This window comes from Bacillus sp. V3B, assembly GCF_024494465.1.
GTDB lineage: Bacteria > Bacillota > Bacilli > Bacillales > Cytobacillaceae > Bacillus_BD.
In genome coordinates, this window is record NZ_JAETXM010000001.1 from 38,688 (window position 1) to 57,910 (window position 19,223).

Below are 19,223 nucleotides of genomic sequence, written 5' to 3' on the forward strand. Positions count from 1 at the left end.
TTATATCAGCTCTGTCTTTAATGGGTTTTTCTTAGTTAATTTTCCATCACTTTCTGTAAACTCACTCTCTATATTGTTAAATGATTTTTCGAAAATTTCCATGAAGTCATCACCATAAATATTGCGAACGATAGCCATTACTTCCATGATTTCTGGGAATTTACCATAGATATCCTTTAGAGGCATTGATGCTGAATAAGCGGCATTTTTTTTCGGATCAAAGGATTCTAGTAATTCTAAGAAGATTTTCTTCCCTTCTTCTGTTAGTTGAATATACGTATTTCGCTTATCATTTTCCTTTTTGGAAAACTCTAGAAATCCGCGTTCTTCCAATTTCTTTGAAAAATTAAAGGCAGTCGAAACATGCATCACTCCGAATTTAGCAACATCTGAAATAGAGGCACCGTTTAATTGGTAAGCGATCCATAGAATATGGTGCTCATTGATATTTAGGTCATACGGTTTAATCCATTGTTGCCAGTCTTTTTCGATTGATTTCCATAAGGCTTTACTAAGTTGTCCTATTCTTTGACTGAATAATATTGCTTCCTTTATCGAGTACTCTTTTTCTTCCATCCTCTTTGTCCCCTTTTTATTATATCCTTATATACATTATGCCAATAAAATAAAGATTAATAAAGATAAAAATTTACTAAATTTTTAGAAAATAATAGAATTCTTGTTTAAAACTAGTTTTCATGAGGTCATTTTAAATATTTTCTTATTTTTCACTATTTTTATAGTATATTTATTTTCGATTAAAAAAGAAAAAAATCCTTCTTTTTAGAAAGGATTTTTTTAATATTTCTAATTTTGTTCGATCAGTTTATTTTTTATTGATTTCTGATTCGAGTTCTTGAATGCTTAATTCAATTGCTTCAAGCTCTTTTTGTAATTCTTGCTGATGAGGCTGTATCTCATTTTGCCAATGGGTAACAGATATTTTTAGATCAGAAATAAAACTTTTAATAGTTTCGATGCCCTCAGTAGAAGTTGTTGCAATCGTCTCTTTTAACTCTTTTAGATGATCTTTCGCTTCAACAAGCTGCCTCAACCAAACATCTTTCGTTTCTTTTAGACTAATACGAGTCTCCTCTCCAGATTTAGGAGTAGTAAGTAGAGTGCTGATACTTGCGACTACGCCACCTACTAAAAATCCAAATAAGAAGGATGTTGCTTTCATTAAAATCACCTCCCAAAAGTATTGCGTATAATGAACTTCTATAAAAATAGATATTATCCTTTTAAATAGGCAGTTTTATTTGCTAATTAAAAAGTTTTCGTTCAATTGAATATCGTGACGAATCACTCATGGTGTAATGCTCGTTATATCTGGACAAAAATAGGCATACAATTTAATAAGCCTTGTCTTTTTAAAGGAGGTTTTTAAACAAAGATGACCATTCTATTTTTTATATTAAGTATTCTCTCTTTTTCTGCTAGTATACAATTTTTAGTTGCTACAAAAAAACCAGGCGTTTATCCACCAAAGTATATATTGAAAAAGCGCTCAGGAACAATGGCAGTTGGTGCTGCTGTTTTTCTTTTCATTGGTTTTTTGATCAGTCTATTTCATTAATGCTTATTAAAAAGGGAAAGGAAAAACCCGTCTATTGACGGGTTTCAAAGTTTGTACTTCTCTTATTGACTGACCATTTGTCGTTGTGGTAATTTTGATTTTTTTAGTACCGACGTTGCCACCGGGTATAGCACAATCATGACGATTGTATTCACTACTGCTGCTGGTAACACGGCAACTGCGAACATTCCGACGAATTGACCTGGTAATCCAACAAGTAGGTAGGCAGATCCTAAAAATACAGTACCTGAAATTAATGTACCAAGTGCAGTTAAGACACCTACTGTAACGATGGACTTCTGGAATTTAGCACAGATTATAAATAATCCTAAAAATACGAATGATGTGATAGCTTTATCGATAATATTTGGGAATAACCCTCCTGGAAAAGAAGTTGTTATACCAGAAATGATTCCAGTTGCAAGACCAAGTAACAAAACACTCTTCGTATCAGGAAATAAAATAATACCTAAAAACATCATCGTTAGCATCATATCTGGCTTCATCCCAAGGGAAAATCCTGGAACAACAGCGTGTAAGACAGTTCCCATTCCAACTAAAAGGGCAATAGTAACAAGTTTTTTCGTATTCAATTCTCATCTCTCCTCTGCTCGACTCAAGCATTTGTTTTTACTTCTCCTGCAGTGCTCTCAGTGCCTACAGCGAAAAGTTCTTATTATTATATCATAATAATAAGTTGGTTGGAAGTGAAAGTCCTCTGTTAATAATTTTTTCGGAAATCACTCATAAATTGGGCAAGACGTTCCACATGTTCTACTGGAACAGCATTATAGATGGAAGCGCGGCAACCACCAACAGATCGATGTCCATTTAATCCAACAAATCCTGCTTCTTTTGCTTGTGCTAAAAAGCTTTTCGTTGCTTCATCAGAATTTAATGTAAAAGTAACATTCATATTAGAGCGGCTATCAAGCTCAGCATGACCATTGTAGAATCCTTCACTATTATCAATTTCTTGATACAGAAGAGAAGCTTTTAAGTCATTTTTCTTTGCAATAGCTTCCACGCCACCTTCTTTCTCTACCCATTTTAGGACAAGAGAGAGTAAATAGATGGCTAAAGTCGGTGGAGTATTATATAGAGAATTATTTTTTTCGTGTGTATTGTAATTTAATATGGTTGGCAGGTTATCGTTAGAACGGCTTAAAAGCTCTTTTTTGATGATAACGACTGTAACACCTGATGGTCCAAGATTTTTTTGTGCTCCTGCGTAAATAAGATCAAATTGCTCGATGTTTAATGGTTTACAGAGAATATCACTAGACATATCGGCCACAAGTGGAACATTTAAATTGGTAGGAAAGTTGTGCCATTGCGTACCATAAATAGTATTATTGCTTGTAATATGTAAATAAGAAGCATCATTAGGAATAGCTGCAGAATCAATAGCAGGGATGTTCTTATAACTATTTTCTTTACTTGAGACGAATCCTTCTGCTTTTCCAAGTTTAACGGCTTCTTTTAAGGCTTTTTCAGACCATGAACCAGTTAGAGCATAGTAAGCTGTTTTTCCTTCTTCAAGTAAGTTCATTGGAATCATAGAAAATTGAAGACTTGCTCCACCTTGTAAAAAGAGAATTTCATGTGATTCAGGAACGGAAAGCAATGAACGTAATAATGATTTTGCTTCATTATGAACGGCTTCATATTCCTTACTTCTATGGCTTAGCTCCATAACAGACATACCTGTATTTCGGAAGTTGAGTAACTCGTTTTGAGCTTCTTTCAATACCCATTCTGGCAGGGCAGCAGGACCAGCATTAAAATTAAGTGCACGATTCATTAAGAATTCCTCCATTTTTTTACCGGTCATGTTTATGTATCCATACACTAACGCGGTAAATTAATTAAATATTTTTAATATAATAGTATCAGAATTTGTCGAAAAGTAACAGAAGCAATAGAAATATTTCGAAAAATAAATAGAAAAAATTCTCCGAAGAAGAGAATTTAGAAGTGACTACTGATGTCAGCGGCCATTTGTTGCAAGTCAAATGAAGTATAATCACTTTGGTTATTTTTCCAAACAGCTCCAAATCCATCGCCTTCACCGTAACGAGGGATTAAGTGCATGTGAAAATGGAAGACGGACTGACCAGCTTTTTCACCGTTGTTATTAACTAAGTTTAAGCCAATTGGGTTATAAGTTGTTTTTAATGCATTCGCAATAGTCGGTGCCACTTCAAAAATATTTTTTGCGATTTCAGGCGTTAACTCAAATAGGTTTTCTTTATGTATTTTTGGAATAATTAATGTGTGCCCTTTTGTTACTTGACTTAAATCAAGAAAGACCACAACATGTTCATTTTCAAAAACTTTAGCAGATGGAATATCACCATTTACAATTTTACAGAAAATACAATCACTCATTAGGTTTCAATCCTTTCACTATAGATTAATTTCTAAGTATTGTAACACATGGAAATAAAAAAGGGCAGGATCCGCTAGGAATCCCACCCTAATGCAGGGGAATTATCATATACTACGCTCTATTACAGGTAAGTTTCTGCGATAAACACCTCATTTTTTATGAAAATGTTTATGTTTATTGAGAAAACCGATCTTTGTTCAATGTAACCATCCCCTATTTCTTATAAGTTTTTTACAACGTATAATCATTAGTTGAGTGGTCTTTGACAAACACCTCATTTTTCAAATAGTTTTGAAATTATCAGTGTAAAAGATCATCTTTAGTTTCTGCGGTAAACACCTCATTTTTTTGTAAAAATGTTTGTGTTTATGGAGAGACCAGATCTTTGTTCAAGCTAACCATCCCCTATTTCTTATAAGTTTTTTACAACGTATAATCATTAGTTGAGTGGTCTTTGACAAACACCTCATTTTCAAATAGTTTTGAAATTATCGGTGTAAAAGATCATCTGTGTTTTCAATCAACTTGTGCATTACAACCATCCCCTTATAGAAACGTTGAAAGCATATGCGTTTATTGAATGAACTTGTCTTTGATAGACACCTCATTTCAATTGCTTGATGACCTTAAATCATCATTTGTGTTTCCCCTACATAAATTAGAATGTCCGTTTTTGAAATTTATATACAAGAGAGAGATAAAGCTTTTTTTAAACTGTCATTTCGTCTAAACTGGACAAGCAGCTCGCCTATTTCTTACAATAAAATAGTGATAAACCATAAAAGGAAGGACGTTTTAAAATGTCTTTGTTACAAATTAAAAATATTACGGGCGGTTACACAAGGAATCCTGTCTTAAAGGATGTTTCTTTTTCAGTTAATGAAGGTGAACTTGTTGGCTTAATCGGTTTAAATGGAGCGGGAAAGAGTACGACCATTAAGCATATTATCGGATTGATGGAACCACATAGTGGAAAAATCACGATTAAGGGTACGACATTTGAAGAGAATCATGAGGCCTACAGAAGACAGTTTACGTTTGTACCTGAAACGCCTGTCCTTTATGATGAGTTGACCCTTGATGAGCATTTAAAACTGACTAGCATGGCTTATGGAATGGAAGAATCTGTTTATAAGGAAAGAATTGCTGGATTACTACAAGAGTTTCGTATGGAAAAAAGATTAAAGTGGTTTCCTGCTCATTTTTCTAAAGGAATGAAGCAAAAGGTGATGATTATGTGTGCTTTTCTCGTTCAACCATCGCTTTACATCGTTGATGAGCCGTTTGTTGGACTAGATCCTCTCGGAATTCAATCATTATTAGATTTAATGAAAAACATGAAGGAAAATGGTGCTGGGATCTTGATGTCTACTCATATTTTAGCAACAGCTGAACGTTATTGTGATCGTTTTATTATTTTACATGAAGGAAAAGTACGCGCACATGGAACACTTGAACAATTGCGTAAAGAGTTTGCGATGCCGGAAGCGACACTCGATGATCTTTATATTCAACTGACGAAGGAAGAAGACCATGTTTGACGAGAGGCTCCTATGGAAGGAACGATTTAGCCGGACGAGTAAAGAACTTTCCCGTTACCTTCGCTATATCTTTAATGGACATCTTGTTATTGTATTCGTATTTCTCATTGGAACAGCTGTCTACTATTATCAAGAATGGCTAAAGACGGTACCAGATACGTTCCCAGCTGCGGTTATTATGGCTGTATGTCTTGCGTTTCTTTTAACTTATAGCCCGATTTTTACTTTTATGTCTGAAGCAGACCGTATTTTTCTCCTTCCATTGGAAACCAAACTCGGTGGCTACTTTAATAAATCTCTTATGATTAGTTATTCTTTACAAGTATATCTAATGGTGATCGGCTTAGCTGTATTAATGCCGATGTATGCGGTCGTGAATGAAGGGGATTTTAAAAGCTTTTTCCCTTTTTTAATTGCCATGTTAATTGTGAAAGGTCTCAATTTATTGATTCGTTGGTATGTTCAATATTATCGAGAAGTAAGCGTTCATACAATCGATTCATTGATTCGTTTTATTGTTAATTTTGTCTTTCTTTATTTATTGTTTTCTAATGCTGTGATGTACTTTTTAGGTGCTGTTGCTGTGATTTTACTAGGATTGTATGTGTATTATAAGCAACAAACGAAGGAAAAAGGGCTGAAGTGGGAATACTTAATCGACCAGGATGAAAGGAGGATGACTTCCTTTTATCGTTTAGCTAATTTGTTTACAGATGTGCCGAAGTTAAAGAACCAGGTTAAGCGAAGAAAATGGTTAGACGGCCTGTTAGCACGGATTCCTTTCCGTCAAGATGAATCGTTTACTTTTCTCTTTACGAGAACTTTTTTGAGAGCAGGTGATTACTGGGGATTATTTGTCCGCTTAACACTCATAGGAGCAGGGGCAATTTATTTCCTTACATTCGGGATCGGTCAAATTATTCTTGTTGTCTTGTTTGTTTATTTAACTGGGTTTCAGTTATTGCCCTTATGGAAGCACCACCAGCATCACTCTATGTTTGAATTATATCCATTAAGTGCAAAAGGGAAAGACCTTTCCTTTCTACGGTTCCTTCGTAAGCTATTATTGTTACAAACGGTGATGTTGTCTGTGGTTGTTCTCTTAAAAGGAGATATTATATCTGCTTTCATCTCATTACTTGCAGGTATTGCTTTCAGTGTTTATTTTAGCTCCTTTTATAGTAAAAGAAAAATTAGCAACTAAAGGAAGGTAGTCATGCTTATGCGTGAAACTAATCTTTCCCCTTTTTCGTATAGCTTAAAAAGGAGTGGTTGTGAATGGGTGAGTACGAAGAAAAGGCTTATGAGGAAGTATTGACATGGAGACGAAAAATGTTGAAGCGTTCAAAGATGATTCAGCGTTTCTCAAAACAAGTTCAATTAAAAATAAATGAAAAAATTCCAACTAAAGCTCATGAGATGATCACAGATGCGATTAAAAATTTTGTGAAGGTAACGTTAACAGGTTCACAAATAACGACAAAAAAAAATCAAGTAGTCGATCTTTCGCTTGAAGAACGAGATAAGCTATTTGATGAGAAACTATCTACTTATCGTAAAACAGCTGTCATTGAAGGAGCAGGTACAGGGGCAGGAGGTATTTTGTTAGGGATGGCTGATTTTCCGCTTCTTTTATCCATCAAAATGAAATTTCTATTTGAAGCAGCAAATATTTATGGATTTGATACGAAAGAGTATGAAGAACGTATTTTTATGCTTCAAGTGTTCCAGCTCGCTTTTTCAAGTTCCGAGAAAAGAAGAGAGACGATGGATATTATCGAGAATTGGGAAGAACGCAAAGCTGATCTCATGGAACTCGATTGGCAAGAGTTTCAACAAGAATATCGCGACCACATTGACTTTGTGAAAATGCTTCAGTTGGTGCCAGGGATTGGAGCAGTTGTCGGCGCCTATGCCAATTATAATCTTCTTGATCAACTTGGTGAAGCAGCAAAGAATAGTTATCGTATACGGCATTTGACTAATATCCCCTAAGCTCTATTGAGCATAGGGGATATTTTTTGTCCAAACCATTTATTTTGAAAAAGTAACGAATATTTTAACGGTTCAACTATTTCTAATTACTTTATAGTATAATCTTTTTGTTCATTTTTATTGTATCTTTAAGAAAGGAGCGGAGAAATGAAGAAGGTAAAGAGTATATATATTGTTTTTGGAATAGCACTACTAGCATCTATCTACTTTGTGATCGGGGTAAGAAGTAAAAAGTCTTTATTTTTAGATGAAATATTGGCTGATTGGGCAACAAGTATTTTTCGAGATTCGAGCTATCCATTCTTCAAGATCGTAACAGAACTTGGTGATAAAATTGGAATTGGAATTGTTGCTTTGTTGATGCTTTTTTGGTTGTGGTTCAAAAAGCGCGATTATATAGGTATGGGTGTATTTGTTTTGGCTGTTGCTCTTAGCAATGAAGTGAGTAAATGGATAAAAGAACTTGTAGGCAGGGAACGGCCCTTATTTGACCATGTGGAGGCCGCCGAAACATTAAGTTTTCCGAGCGGTCATGCGATGGTAGGACTGACGCTCTATATGCTTACAGCTTATTTTTTGATGTATCAAGTTAGTTTAGCTAAGATAAAGTGGGGAATTGGGTTTATTGCCTTTATTTTAGTGTTTCTCATTGGCTTAAGCCGGATTGTCCTTCAGGTTCATTTTTCAACAGATGTTCTTAGCGGTTATTCATTTGGTTTGATTTGGACAATTTTATGGATTTATCTCTATGAATGGCTATATGATCGCTTCCCTCGTTTAGGTGTCAGGCACCGTTCGTAGATAAAATAGGATGAAGTATGTCAGGCACTGTAAAAAGACAACTGTCCATAAGTGGTGCCTGACACCGTCTTTAGTCTTCCTCGATAACAATAGAATACTTTGTAACAAAGGAAGGGCGCGGAAAAATCTTTGGCTGTTTTTTAGCTCCTTTTTTTACGTCTTTATTTGAATAAACTTGTTCAAATGAGTTTGAAGTTTGCCAATTTTTAAAGGATGATTCATTTTCCCAAAGAGTGAAAATAATGTAAGTATCAGAAGAAAGCGGGCGCAAGACGCGGATAGCGATAAAACCAGGTTGTTTCTCGATGAGGTCATCTCGATTTTTAAAGCGATATTCGAATAATGGGCGCCCTTCATCTGTAACAGGAATATGGTTAAAGACAGCAAAACCAACATCAGTCAGTTGACCTGAAGCATCAACCACTTCATATTTTCTCGGTTCTTTAAAAAGAGAATCCCCCACTGTTTCATGGATTAAAAGGGATGCATGTTCATTTTGCATCAAGACTAACGTTTCATCCTCATGCTCTTCTACGATTTTTTTTAAATATTCGCGTGTGCCGTTAGTAAAAAACATCTTCATTATAATCACCTCTACCATTTTTATCCATTATACCTCTAGTTTTTAGAAATGTCCTACTCATCAGCTTGTTAAAATTCTTTGTAAAATCGTCAAATTAATGACAATTACCAAGGTAAACTATACAGCTATAGGTGAAAAGGGTATGATGGAAATTGTCATAAAAATGTGCTTAAGATATTTCGTATTTTAAACTATATATATTAAACTAATGAATATGTGTGTGTTGAAAGGGGATTGTCATTAATGAAGAAACAAATAAATGATACTTTTTTAAAAGCTGCAAGGGGAGAACAAACAGAACATGTACCTGTCTGGTTTATGAGACAAGCGGGACGTTCTCAACCAGAATATAGAGAAATAAAACAAAAATATTCTTTATTTGAAATTACACATCAACCTGAGCTATGCGCGTATGTTACGAGGTTGCCTGTTGAGCAGTATGGGGTCGATGCTGCTATTCTTTATAAGGACATTATGACACCGCTTCCTGCAATTGGTGTAGATGTAGAAATTAAAAGTGGAATTGGTCCAGTCATTTCTAATCCGATCACTTCATTAGCAGATGTAGAGAAATTAGGAGAAATTCACCCTGAAAAGGATGTGCCCTATGTTTTAGATACCATCAAACTTCTTACGGAGGAGCAATTATCCGTTCCGTTGATTGGATTTTCAGGTGCACCCTTTACCCTCGCTAGCTATATGATCGAAGGAGGTCCTTCAAAAAACTATACAAAAACAAAAGCATTTATGTTTGCTGAGCCTAAAGCATGGTTTGCGCTCATGGACAAGCTTGCAGAAGTGACGATTACATATATAAAATCACAAATTAAAGCTGGCGCAAAGGCGGTTCAAATTTTTGACTCGTGGGTAGGTGCTTTGAACGTTGAAGATTATCGCTATTATATAAAACCTACTATGAATCGAATTTTTTCTTCATTAAAAGAAGAAAATGTCCCGCTTATTCTGTACGGTGTCGGTGCAAGTCATTTAGTACTTGAATGGAATGACTTACCTGTTGATGTACTTGGACTAGATTGGCGCCTACCAATTCGTGAAGCACGGAGCTTAGGTATAGCGAAATCCATTCAAGGTAATTTAGACCCCGCTTTGTTACTTGCTCCTTGGGATATGATTGAAGAAAAGGCAAAAGCCATCCTTGATCAAGGAATGGAAAAGCCAGGATATATTTTTAATCTTGGTCATGGAGTATTTCCACAAGTTAATCCGGAAACATTGAAAAAACTAACAGCCTTTGTTCATGAATATTCTGCTGAAAAACGTTCTCGTTAATCGCTTATTCAGCAGGGATATTGAAAAGATAAAATGGTGCTGGTGCCTACAGCGAAGGGATGGATTGCTTGATGAAGAAGAAAATGGGCTTACTAGTCATGGCTTATGGGACACCCTATAAAGAAGAAGATATAGAGCGTTATTATACGCATATTCGAAGAGGTCGTAAGCCTTCTCCAGAAATGTTGGAAGATTTGCGTTGTCGTTATGAGGCAATCGGAGGGATTTCTCCACTAGCGAAAATTACGCTTGAACAAGCTAAAAAAATTGAAGAGCATTTAAATAAAAGTCAAGAAAAAATTGAATTTAAAATGTACGTGGGATTAAAGCATATAGAGCCGTTTATTGAGGATGCCATTGGGCAAATGCATGAGGATGGAATGGAGGAAGCGATTAGCATTGTTCTAGCTCCACATTTTTCAACCTTTAGCATTCAATCCTATAATGGAAGAGCTAAGGAAGAAGCCGAGAAACTGGGTGGTCCTAAAATTTTTAGTATTGAAAGTTGGTATGATGAACCTAAATTTATTCAGTATTGGGCAGATAAAGTAAAAGAAACACTTCAACAAATGTCAGATGAGGAGAGAGCGAGCGCTGCTCTGATTGTTTCTGCGCACAGCTTACCTGAAAAAATTACAAGAATGGGTGATCCATATCCAGATCAATTGCACGAAACAGCTCAATTAATAGCAGAAAATGCAGGTGTAGCCCATTATGCGGTTGGCTGGCAAAGTGCTGGGAATACGCCAGATCCATGGCTTGGACCAGATGTACAAGATTTAACGAGCCAATTGTATGAAGAAATGGGCTATAGGGCGTTCGTATATGTTCCGGCAGGGTTCGTATCAGATCACTTAGAAGTTTTATATGACAACGATTATGAATGTAAGGTTGTATGCGATCGGATTGGAGCGGCTTATTATCGTCCGGAAATGCCAAATGTCCAGCCTCAGTTTATCGAGGCACTCACAACTATTGTATTGAAAAAATTGGCGAACATCATGTGATACTTTATAAAAAAGAAGGCGATGGAAGATGTCAGATACAAAAAAACAGATAGCTATAATTGGGGGAGGAATTACTGGTTTAACTGCAGCTTATTATTTGCAAAAAGAGGTGCGTGAAAACCAATTACCTTATACTGTTAAGTTAATTGAAGCATCATATCGCCTCGGTGGTCAAATGCAAACATTTAAGAAAGATGGGTATGTAATTGAACGAGGCCCAGATTCCTTTTTAGAACGAAAAGACAGTGTAGCTCGATTAGCAAATGAAGTTGGTATGGCTGATGAGCTTGTCAATAATACTCCTGGAAAAACGTTTATCCTAGTGAAGGATCAACTTCATTCGGTCCCAGGTGGAGCTATTATGGGAATTCCAACTGAAATAGCTCCATTTTTGACAACAAAATTATTTTCGATACCTGGTAAATTACGAGCTGCAGCTGATTTAATTTTAACTCGCTCAAAAGAAGAAAGTGATCAGTCTCTTGGATCATTTTTTCGCCGAAGATTGGGGGATGAAGTGGTAGAAAACTTAATTGAACCCCTTCTTTCTGGAATTTATGCAGGTGATATTGATAAGATGAGTTTAATGACTTTATTTCCCCATTTCTATCAAGTAGAGAAAAAATATCGAAGCCTGATTTTAGGAATGAAAAAATCAACTCCCCCACGTCCTAAAGAATCACAAAGTGCAAAAAAAGGTGGATTTTTAGGTTTTAAAACCGGATTACAATCATTTGCTGATGCAATAGAAGCAAAGCTTGAGCCGGGATCGATAAAAAAGGGATTTAGAGTTGAAAAGATTAAAAGAGTGGATGAAGGATACAATATCGAATTGAACGGTGGAGAGGTTATGACTGCAGATAGTATTGTCACAGCTGTTTCCCATCAGACAATTTGTAGTATTTTTCCGGAATATGAGTTTTTTCAAGATTTTAAGAATGTACCTTCTACATCTGTTGCAACCGTTGCGTTAGGTTTTCCAAAAGAAGCGATAGAAAAAGATATAGATGGCACTGGATTTCTCATTTCGAGAAATAGCGATTATACGATTACCTCCTGTTCGTGGGTTCATAAAAAATGGCCACACGCCGCTCCCGATGGAAAGGTATTACTTCGCTGCTATGTTGGGCGATCTGGTGGAGAGGCAATTGTAGATTTATCTGATGATCAAATTGTGAATATTGTTTTGGCTGATTTAGCCAAAACGATAAAGGTTACGCTGGACCCTGAACTTGCAGTCATTTCTCGGTGGGTTCATGCAATGCCACAATATACAGTAGGTCATAAGGAAAGGTTAGAACGGGCGACAAAAGGACTGGCGGAAGAACTACCAGGAATATTTATGATAGGACACTCTTTCAACGGTCTTGGGATACCAGACTGTATCACCCAGGGAGAAGATGCTGCATCCAAAGTTCTCGATTTCTTAAAAGTGTCAAGCACCGAAAAGCGATAAATATATGAATGAACGTTGTATGATAATAGATTGTTTTCAAAAGGAACGGCTAACATGGCTGTTCCTTTTTTATGTAAACGCAAACAAAAAAACAGCCAATAGTACATTGGCTGGTACAATGAGTTAAATAGATACATTATTAAACTATTTAATAGGTTTAGTAAATAGGAAGTTGCATAATTAATTAGTCAGCTTAAAGATCATTCATGCCGAGACACTGATCGCATTTGTTACCGTAGCAATCAGCTTGTTCTTCAATAGCGTTTCCGCAATCTGTACATTTTTTTGTAGGTAAATTTCTAAAAAATTCAACAATATTTTTAATCACGATGTCTCCTCCAGAATTGTAAAAGTAGTTTATGTTTTTTGGTAATTTAATAGATTTGGAAAATTAAGAAGTTAAATCATTAATGAGTCATCTTAAAGGTCGTGCATACCAAGACAACGGTTACATTTGTTACCGTAGCAGTCAGCCTGTTCTTCAATGGCATTTCCGCAATCTGTACATTTTTTTGTAGGTAAATTTCTAAAAAATTCAACAATACTTTTAACCATGATGTCCCCTCCAAAATTATGAATGAATTAATTTATTAAATTTATTGTAATGCAACAGTTATGTTTTTGTCAACAACTGTTTTAATACAATTTAAGTGATGTAAAAATAATTCGATTATTGTTTATAATGTAATTAGCGTGATTTAATAAAAAAACACTCATTAATTATGGAGGTGTTATGTTGAAATTAACAGTTATTGGTCCTTGGGGAGGATATCCAAAAGCAAATGAAGCGAGTTCTGGCTATTTACTAGAACATGAAGGTTTTCGTTTATTGCTCGATTGTGGCAGTGGCGTTTTATCCAAACTTCAAAACATTATACAACCAGAAATGCTTGATGGTATTATGGTTTCGCATTATCACTCCGATCATATTGCTGATATTGGTGTACTGCAGCATGCGAGACTTATCGGTGGGTTTTTGGGCAAAAAAATGGAATGTTTGCCTATTTATGGTCATTCATTAAATAAACAGGAATTCTCTAAATTAACCTATAAAGAAATTACGAAGGGAATAGCTTACCAGCCTGATGAAACATTGAAAATGGGTCCGTTTTCTATCCGTTTTCTCGAAACAAAGCACCCAGTTCCTTGCTTTGCGATGAGGTTTGATGTTGAGGGAAAATCGATTGTTTATACGGCAGATACATCTTTTAAAGAGTCATTTATTTCTTTCTCGAATGAAGCAGATTTGTTATTATGTGAGTGTAATCTCTATGGGAATCAGGATGGAACGAATGCAGGTCATATGACAAGCTATGATGCAGGAGGGCTGGCAAATGCTGCGAATGTAAAACAACTTGTCCTAACTCATCTTCCGCATTATGGAAAATTAGAACAGTTAGAAGAAGAGGCTTCAACTCGGTTCAATGGTCCGATTCTTTTGGCTCAATACGGTTTGAATTTAACAATCTAAAATCATGAAAAAAGGAGTGGTATTATGAAGGTTACATATCACGGACATTCAGTCGTGAAAATAGAGACAGGTGGCAAGACCATTATCATTGATCCATTTATTACTGGAAATGGACTGACGGATTTAACTGTTGAAGGTATTAAGCCTGATGTCATCATTTTAACACATGGTCACAATGATCATGTAGGTGATACGGTTCAACTAGCAAAAGAAAATGATTCTTTAGTCATTGCTAATGATGAACTTTCTAATTATTTAAGCTGGCAGGGAGTGCGAGTCCATGGAATGCATATTGGTGGTGCTTATCAATTTGAATTTGGAAAAGTGAAGTTAACGCCTGCCTTTCATGGAACGGGTCTTCAAACGGGTGAAAATCAAATTGTGTACTGTGGTATGCCTGCCGGAATATTATTTACGGCAGAAGGGAAAACCATTTATCACGCAGGTGATACAGCATTATTCTCTGATATGAAATTGATTGGTGAACGACATCCGATTGATCTAGCATTTCTTCCAATCGGGGATAATTATACAATGGGACCTGGAGATGCCGCTTATGCTGCTAAACTTCTTGGCGCAAAAACAATTGTACCAATTCATTATAATACGTTCCCTGTTATTAAACAGGATCCACTGGTGTTTCTTCAAATGCTCGAAAATCATAATGGGAAAATTCTAAACCCTGGCGAAGGAATGGAACTCTAAAAAGCGAAAACAGCTAATTTATTCACAATTAGCTGTTTTCGCTTTTTCTTGTTGGCTTTGTTAAACAATAGTGTTGGTGCTCTAATGGCCTTTGGTTTACACGTCTATTAAGTGATTCAGTGGAATCAAACGCACGGTTGTATACAACAAAGCCTTCTTATTAGTTGAAATAGTTGATTTTTAATTTTTTCGACTTTTTTTCAGCTTGTACGCATAGATTAATAGTAGTAGAGAAGGGGTGGATAACTTGAATAGAAATCGATATATCATTTGTTTGTTAGCCAGTGGAATACTACTTTATTATGCTGTTCCTCGTTTATCCATTTCAAGTATGGAGACAGAAGGGTACTTTTCCATTGTATGGCTTTCATTTGCCTTAATGGTGATAGCTGGAAATTTAACAGGACTGTTATATACACCAAGTCATAAAAAAAAGAAACAGCCTGTCGGATATAAAAGGAAAAAAGGGATCAAATCGCGGTATTATAATTAAAACGGAATACAATAACAAATTGAAACAGAACGCCAAGACCCTTATAATAAGAATATAAATAAGGATTTTATGTAAAGGGTGGTTGTCTTGGCTACGAAACATGAACAAATACTACATTATATTGATGAATTGCCAATCGGTGAAAAAATTTCTGTGAGGCAGATTGCCAAGGCTTTAGAGGTAAGTGAAGGGACTGCATACAGGGCAATCAAGGAAGCTGAAAATAAAGGCTATGTGAGTACGATCGAACGGGTCGGTACGATTCGAATTGAGCGAAAGAAAAAAGAAAATATTGAAAAGTTAACTTTTGCCGAAGTAGTTAATATTGTTGATGGCCAGGTGCTAGGCGGAAGAACAGGATTGCACAAAACCTTAAATAAATTTGTGATTGGCGCGATGCAATTAGATGCGATGATGCGATACACAGATGCAGGAAGCCTTCTGATCGTTGGAAACCGAGTAGATGCTCATGAGTTAGCTTTGATGGCGGGAGCTGCCGTTTTAATTACAGGTGGTTTTGATACAAATGAAGATGTGAAAAAATTAGCGGATGAATTAGATATGCCAGTTATTTCAAGTAGTTATGATACATTTACAGTGGCTACGATGATTAATCGTGCAATTGATGATCAATTAATTAAAAAGGAAATCCTTCTTGCTGAGGATATATTAACTCCATTGGAAAAAACGGTCTATTTAAAAACAACAGATACAATCTCTGATTGGTATGATTTGAATCAGGTGACGGGGCATAGCCGGTTTCCTGTTGTTGATCAACATTTGAAGGTACAAGGAATGATTACTTCAAAGGATACGATTGGACATGACAATAGGAGTTTGGTTGAAAAAATAATGACGAAAAACCCAATGACCGTTGGAGTGAAAACGAGTGTTGCTTCATCTGCTCATATGATGGTGTGGGAAAGTATTGAAGTGTTACCCGTTGTGAATGATTCAAGTCGCCTTGTAGGGATTATTACTCGTCAAGATGTTTTAAAAGCGTTACAGATGATTCAACGTCAACCCCAAGTCGGGGAAACCATTGATGATACCGTTACAAATCAAATTAGTTTGGTGAAGGGGAAAACAAAGGGCGAGGATGTGTATCGATTCGAAGTAACCCCACAAATGACAAATCATCATGGAACGATATCATATGGAGTATTTACTACCATTGTATCCGAAGCAGCTAATCGAGTATTAAGAGGTCATAAAAAAGGGGATCTTGTCGTGGAAAATATGACGATTTACTTTTTAAAGCCCGTTCAACTAGACAGTATGCTTGATATGTATCCTAAAGTACTAGAAGTTGGACGAAAGTTTGGAAAAGTGGATATTGAAGTTTTTAACGGTGGAACCCTCGTTGGAAAAGCAATGATGATGTGCCAGCTTATCGATAGACATTAGAAAAGCGACGGTGACAGCACCGTCGCTTTATCAGTATGCTTACTTTAGTTCCTGAACTTCTTTTGCGGCAAGCGGACGAAAATATTTATATGCCTTTATTCCACCTAAAATATTAATTAAACCTAAAATAATAAAAATAGTAGCTACAATATATGTCACCGTTGATTGAAATAAGAAAAGCTGATTGAGGCCGAATAATGCAATAAATGATCCAAGTGCCATGCTGGATTTTGCTGCAATCCATTTCTTTTCTGCTGGTAGATTTGTTCGAAAATACTTTGCTTTGTAAAAAATATAAAATGCTAAAGAAAAAATAATCAGTACAACTAAAATAGGCATGTGATTCTATCCTCCATTTGCTAAACTACTATTATTCAATTTTACAGACTTTTATGGAAAATAGCTAAAAAAATGAATTTAATTTCTTTTTATTTCCTATATTTTGTGCTATTAATTAAATATTCCATCCATAAAAAGGAGAAACTTATGAAAGAAAAAATACTCCAAGCAATCAAACAATACGAAACAATTATTATTCATCGCCATGTACGTCCAGATCCAGATGCTTATGGGTCACAAGGAGGCCTTGCGGAAATTTTAAAAGCATCATTTCCTGAAAAATCAATTTATACAGTCGGTAAAGAATTCGAACCTCTTAATTACTTGCGTCGTCTTGATGAAATACCTGATGATACATACAAGGGTGCTCTTGTCATTGTTTGTGATACGGCTAACGAAGAGCGTATTGATGACCAAAGATATAAACTGGGTGAAAAATTAATTAAAATAGATCACCATCCAAATGTAGATCCATACGGTGATTTGTTATGGGTGAATACAGATGCAAGTTCGGCAAGTGAGATGATCTTTGAATTTTATCAATTTGGAAAGGATAAAGGACTGAAACTATCAGATGAAGCGGCAAGACTTATTTATGCTGGTATTGTCGGGGATACAGGACGCTTTTTATTTCCGAGTACAAGTGAAAAAACATTTGCCTATGCAGGGGAATTGATCCACTATAATTTTTCCCGTACGGAGATATACGAAGGCATGTACAATCTAAATCCGAATATTGTTAAGTTAAGTGGGTATATCCTTCAAAACTATACAACTGGAGCAAACGGAGTGGCTAGTATAAAGTTGACAAAAGATTTGCTTGAACAGTTTAAAGCGGTTCCTTCAGAAGCATCTTTATTGGTTGGTATACTTGGACACATCCAAGGAATCATGGCATGGGTTTTCTTTATTGAAGAAGAGGATCAAATTAGAGTAAGGTTTCGTTCGAAAGGTCCAGTTATTAATGAGATTGCCCGTAATTTTAAAGGCGGCGGTCACCCAAAGGCAGCAGGAGCATCTATTTATTCATGGAGTGATGCTGAGGCCGTTATTCGAGAAGTTGAAATAGCATGTGAAGAGTATGCCCGGTCTTAATACCGGGCACTTTTCATTTTCTAGCTCCCGCTTTTTTTAATCAGCAATCATGACTTCAAGTTCGATTGAGAGAGTCGTATAAATTGTCATTTCTTTTACTTCTAATTTATAGCGTTTATCATTTACCTTTATGGTTTGATTTTCAATCATTTTTTTGATCAACTCGCGACTTTTATAGACGGTATCCATATCTTTAGCTCGCATCATCCCGATGTCTTCTTTCACTTTCTCTTCGATTTCAAACACACTGAGCCGATCAAGATCATATTTGTCTTTGTAGGTAACTTTTACATAAATACTCTGAATGGTTAGTTTAGCTTGGCTTTCTTTATTTAATTTTTTAAATTCTTCCTGCCAAATGGTCTTTTCCTTTTTTAAATCGGAAATTTTAGCTTTCTGTGTTTTTATTTCTTTACTGTACTCTTCCTGCCATACGCCGAAAATAAACAAGAAAATAAACCAGCTGATCACACCGCCGATAACCATTCCAGCAAAAAATTGTTGCCATGTTGGTTTTCGATAGTAAGGGGGGATTCTCATAAGGTAGTATGCTCCTGTGTCAGCCAATGAATAAACATTGAACCTGTTTGTGCTCCCCCTAATGCAGAAAGAATGAGCAGGAACTGTTTAAATAAATCCTTTGTTTCACCTTGTAATAAACCCCTCTCAAAAGTATAGACAGCATCAAATGTTCCGCCAATAGCCGTAACAATGGCCCATATGCGAATCATATTAGACAGTCGAAAGATTTCGGTTAAAGGAGGTTTTCCAGTTAAAAAAGCAGCGAATCCTCCAATAATGGAGCCTCCAATTAGAACACCAAGAGCGATAAAATAACTTTGTAGAAAGAGAGCGAAAAAGGGTTGATCCTGCATATGATCCCATCCTTATATAAATAATATCCTCTCTATAAACATATGGACAAGGTTGTATAATTATGTTTATACAGGAAAGTAAAAAAGAGAACGTATTTTCCTTTTTTTGATGAGAATTCTATAATAATATTAGAGAATGGTTTCTCTATACTAGCAATGCTTGATTTTAAATAAAACAGTCTTTTTAATAAGAC

The 19,223-nt window shown here is 35.8% G+C and carries 24 protein-coding genes; 13 read left to right on the forward strand and 11 right to left on the reverse strand.

The features are described from left to right. A complete protein-coding gene (locus JMM81_RS00215) occupies nucleotides 1–576 on the reverse strand; it encodes an HTH-type transcriptional regulator Hpr (protein ID WP_256239498.1) in 576 nt (191 codons plus the stop codon). Nucleotides 577–826: 250 nt separating this feature from the next. Continuing rightward, the gene (locus JMM81_RS00220; RefSeq protein ID WP_256239499.1) at nucleotides 827–1,183 is read right to left on the reverse strand and encodes a YtxH domain-containing protein; all 357 of its coding nucleotides are present in this window, start codon (nucleotides 1,181–1,183) and stop codon (nucleotides 827–829) included. A 213-nt stretch (nucleotides 1,184–1,396) separates the two neighbouring features. Here JMM81_RS00220 and yhzF point away from each other — a divergent pair, with 213 nt between their 5' ends. Further along, on the forward strand, nucleotides 1,397–1,579 hold the full coding sequence (gene yhzF, locus JMM81_RS00225) for a membrane protein YhzF (protein ID WP_256239500.1): 183 nt from the start codon (nucleotides 1,397–1,399) through the stop codon (nucleotides 1,577–1,579). 62 nt (nucleotides 1,580–1,641) lie between these two features. Here yhzF and JMM81_RS00230 read toward each other — a convergent pair whose 3' ends face one another. The 3 genes from JMM81_RS00230 to JMM81_RS00240 all read right to left on the reverse strand — a co-directional run bounded on the left by JMM81_RS00230 (nucleotide 1,642) and on the right by JMM81_RS00240 (nucleotide 3,970). Beyond that, on the reverse strand, nucleotides 1,642–2,172 hold the full coding sequence (locus JMM81_RS00230; RefSeq protein ID WP_256239501.1) for a tryptophan transporter: 531 nt from the start codon (nucleotides 2,170–2,172) through the stop codon (nucleotides 1,642–1,644). Between the two features lie 128 nt (nucleotides 2,173–2,300). After that, complete coding sequence (gene serC / locus JMM81_RS00235) at nucleotides 2,301–3,383, reverse strand: 3-phosphoserine/phosphohydroxythreonine transaminase (RefSeq protein WP_256239502.1); 1,083 nt, start codon at nucleotides 3,381–3,383, stop codon at nucleotides 2,301–2,303. A 167-nt stretch (nucleotides 3,384–3,550) separates the two neighbouring features. After that, on the reverse strand, nucleotides 3,551–3,970 hold the full coding sequence (locus JMM81_RS00240) for an HIT family protein (protein ID WP_256239503.1): 420 nt from the start codon (nucleotides 3,968–3,970) through the stop codon (nucleotides 3,551–3,553). 801 nt (nucleotides 3,971–4,771) lie between these two features. On the opposite strand from JMM81_RS00240, the gene JMM81_RS00245 reads away from it, so the two are divergent. From JMM81_RS00245 to JMM81_RS00260, 4 genes are all read left to right on the forward strand, one after another. Beyond that, nucleotides 4,772–5,512, forward strand: a complete 741-nt coding sequence (locus JMM81_RS00245; RefSeq protein ID WP_256239504.1) for an ABC transporter ATP-binding protein — start codon at nucleotides 4,772–4,774, stop codon at nucleotides 5,510–5,512. Then, nucleotides 5,505–6,716, forward strand: a complete 1,212-nt coding sequence (locus JMM81_RS00250; protein ID WP_256239505.1) for an ABC transporter permease — start codon at nucleotides 5,505–5,507, stop codon at nucleotides 6,714–6,716. The genes JMM81_RS00245 and JMM81_RS00250 overlap by 8 nt, the downstream gene beginning before the upstream one ends. Nucleotides 6,717–6,790: 74 nt before the next feature. After that, nucleotides 6,791–7,507, forward strand: coding sequence for an EcsC family protein (locus tag JMM81_RS00255; protein WP_256239506.1), 717 nt, complete (start codon nucleotides 6,791–6,793; stop codon nucleotides 7,505–7,507). A gap of 147 nt (nucleotides 7,508–7,654) precedes the next feature. Further along, on the forward strand, nucleotides 7,655–8,308 hold the full coding sequence (locus tag JMM81_RS00260) for a phosphatase PAP2 family protein (RefSeq protein ID WP_256239507.1): 654 nt from the start codon (nucleotides 7,655–7,657) through the stop codon (nucleotides 8,306–8,308). A 70-nt stretch (nucleotides 8,309–8,378) separates the two neighbouring features. On the opposite strand, the gene JMM81_RS00265 is transcribed toward JMM81_RS00260, so the two are convergent. Further along, nucleotides 8,379–8,891 carry an antibiotic biosynthesis monooxygenase family protein gene (locus JMM81_RS00265; RefSeq protein ID WP_256239508.1) on the reverse strand — a complete coding sequence of 171 codons (513 nt, stop codon included), beginning with the start codon at nucleotides 8,889–8,891 and terminating at the stop codon, nucleotides 8,379–8,381. Between the two features lie 243 nt (nucleotides 8,892–9,134). Between JMM81_RS00265 and hemE the strand changes: the two genes are divergently transcribed. The 3 genes from hemE to hemY all read left to right on the forward strand — a co-directional run bounded on the left by hemE (nucleotide 9,135) and on the right by hemY (nucleotide 12,644). After that, nucleotides 9,135–10,181 carry a uroporphyrinogen decarboxylase gene (gene hemE, locus JMM81_RS00270; protein WP_256239509.1) on the forward strand — a complete coding sequence of 349 codons (1,047 nt, stop codon included), beginning with the start codon at nucleotides 9,135–9,137 and terminating at the stop codon, nucleotides 10,179–10,181. Nucleotides 10,182–10,249: 68 nt separating this feature from the next. Continuing rightward, complete coding sequence (gene hemH, locus JMM81_RS00275; RefSeq protein WP_256239510.1) at nucleotides 10,250–11,188, forward strand: ferrochelatase; 939 nt, start codon at nucleotides 10,250–10,252, stop codon at nucleotides 11,186–11,188. A gap of 28 nt (nucleotides 11,189–11,216) precedes the next feature. After that, on the forward strand, nucleotides 11,217–12,644 hold the full coding sequence (gene hemY, locus JMM81_RS00280) for a protoporphyrinogen oxidase (protein ID WP_256239511.1): 1,428 nt from the start codon (nucleotides 11,217–11,219) through the stop codon (nucleotides 12,642–12,644). A 193-nt stretch (nucleotides 12,645–12,837) separates the two neighbouring features. On the opposite strand, the gene yhfH (JMM81_RS00285) is transcribed toward hemY, so the two are convergent. Both yhfH (JMM81_RS00285) and yhfH (JMM81_RS00290) read right to left on the reverse strand, forming a co-directional pair. Further along, nucleotides 12,838–12,972, reverse strand: a complete 135-nt coding sequence (gene yhfH / locus JMM81_RS00285; RefSeq protein WP_256239512.1) for a protein YhfH — start codon at nucleotides 12,970–12,972, stop codon at nucleotides 12,838–12,840. A 92-nt stretch (nucleotides 12,973–13,064) separates the two neighbouring features. Continuing rightward, complete coding sequence (gene yhfH, locus JMM81_RS00290) at nucleotides 13,065–13,199, reverse strand: protein YhfH (protein WP_256239513.1); 135 nt, start codon at nucleotides 13,197–13,199, stop codon at nucleotides 13,065–13,067. A gap of 181 nt (nucleotides 13,200–13,380) precedes the next feature. On the opposite strand from yhfH (JMM81_RS00290), the gene JMM81_RS00295 reads away from it, so the two are divergent. The 4 genes from JMM81_RS00295 to JMM81_RS00310 all read left to right on the forward strand — a co-directional run bounded on the left by JMM81_RS00295 (nucleotide 13,381) and on the right by JMM81_RS00310 (nucleotide 16,720). Then, a complete protein-coding gene (locus tag JMM81_RS00295) occupies nucleotides 13,381–14,115 on the forward strand; it encodes an MBL fold metallo-hydrolase (protein ID WP_256240276.1) in 735 nt (244 codons plus the stop codon). 24 nt (nucleotides 14,116–14,139) lie between these two features. Continuing rightward, a complete protein-coding gene (locus tag JMM81_RS00300) occupies nucleotides 14,140–14,820 on the forward strand; it encodes a metal-dependent hydrolase (protein ID WP_256239514.1) in 681 nt (226 codons plus the stop codon). A gap of 247 nt (nucleotides 14,821–15,067) precedes the next feature. Next, entirely contained in the window at nucleotides 15,068–15,313 is a 246-nt protein-coding gene (locus JMM81_RS00305; protein WP_256239515.1) for a hypothetical protein, read from the forward strand. Nucleotides 15,314–15,400: 87 nt separating this feature from the next. Then, nucleotides 15,401–16,720 (forward strand): CBS domain-containing protein, encoded by a 1,320-nt coding sequence (locus tag JMM81_RS00310; protein WP_256239516.1) that lies wholly within the window; start codon nucleotides 15,401–15,403, stop codon nucleotides 16,718–16,720. A 39-nt stretch (nucleotides 16,721–16,759) separates the two neighbouring features. Here JMM81_RS00310 and JMM81_RS00315 read toward each other — a convergent pair whose 3' ends face one another. Beyond that, entirely contained in the window at nucleotides 16,760–17,059 is a 300-nt protein-coding gene (locus JMM81_RS00315) for a YtpI family protein (protein WP_256239517.1), read from the reverse strand. Nucleotides 17,060–17,206: 147 nt separating this feature from the next. Here JMM81_RS00315 and JMM81_RS00320 point away from each other — a divergent pair, with 147 nt between their 5' ends. Beyond that, nucleotides 17,207–18,154, forward strand: a complete 948-nt coding sequence (locus JMM81_RS00320; RefSeq protein WP_256239518.1) for a DHH family phosphoesterase — start codon at nucleotides 17,207–17,209, stop codon at nucleotides 18,152–18,154. A gap of 36 nt (nucleotides 18,155–18,190) precedes the next feature. Here JMM81_RS00320 and ytrI read toward each other — a convergent pair whose 3' ends face one another. Both ytrI and ytrH read right to left on the reverse strand, forming a co-directional pair. Further along, the gene (ytrI, locus tag JMM81_RS00325) at nucleotides 18,191–18,694 is read right to left on the reverse strand and encodes a sporulation membrane protein YtrI (RefSeq protein WP_256239519.1); all 504 of its coding nucleotides are present in this window, start codon (nucleotides 18,692–18,694) and stop codon (nucleotides 18,191–18,193) included. Beyond that, a complete protein-coding gene (ytrH, locus tag JMM81_RS00330) occupies nucleotides 18,691–19,029 on the reverse strand; it encodes a sporulation membrane protein YtrH (protein ID WP_256239520.1) in 339 nt (112 codons plus the stop codon). Before ytrH ends, ytrI begins: the two co-directional genes overlap by 4 nt. Nucleotides 19,030–19,223 lie beyond the last annotated feature (194 nt).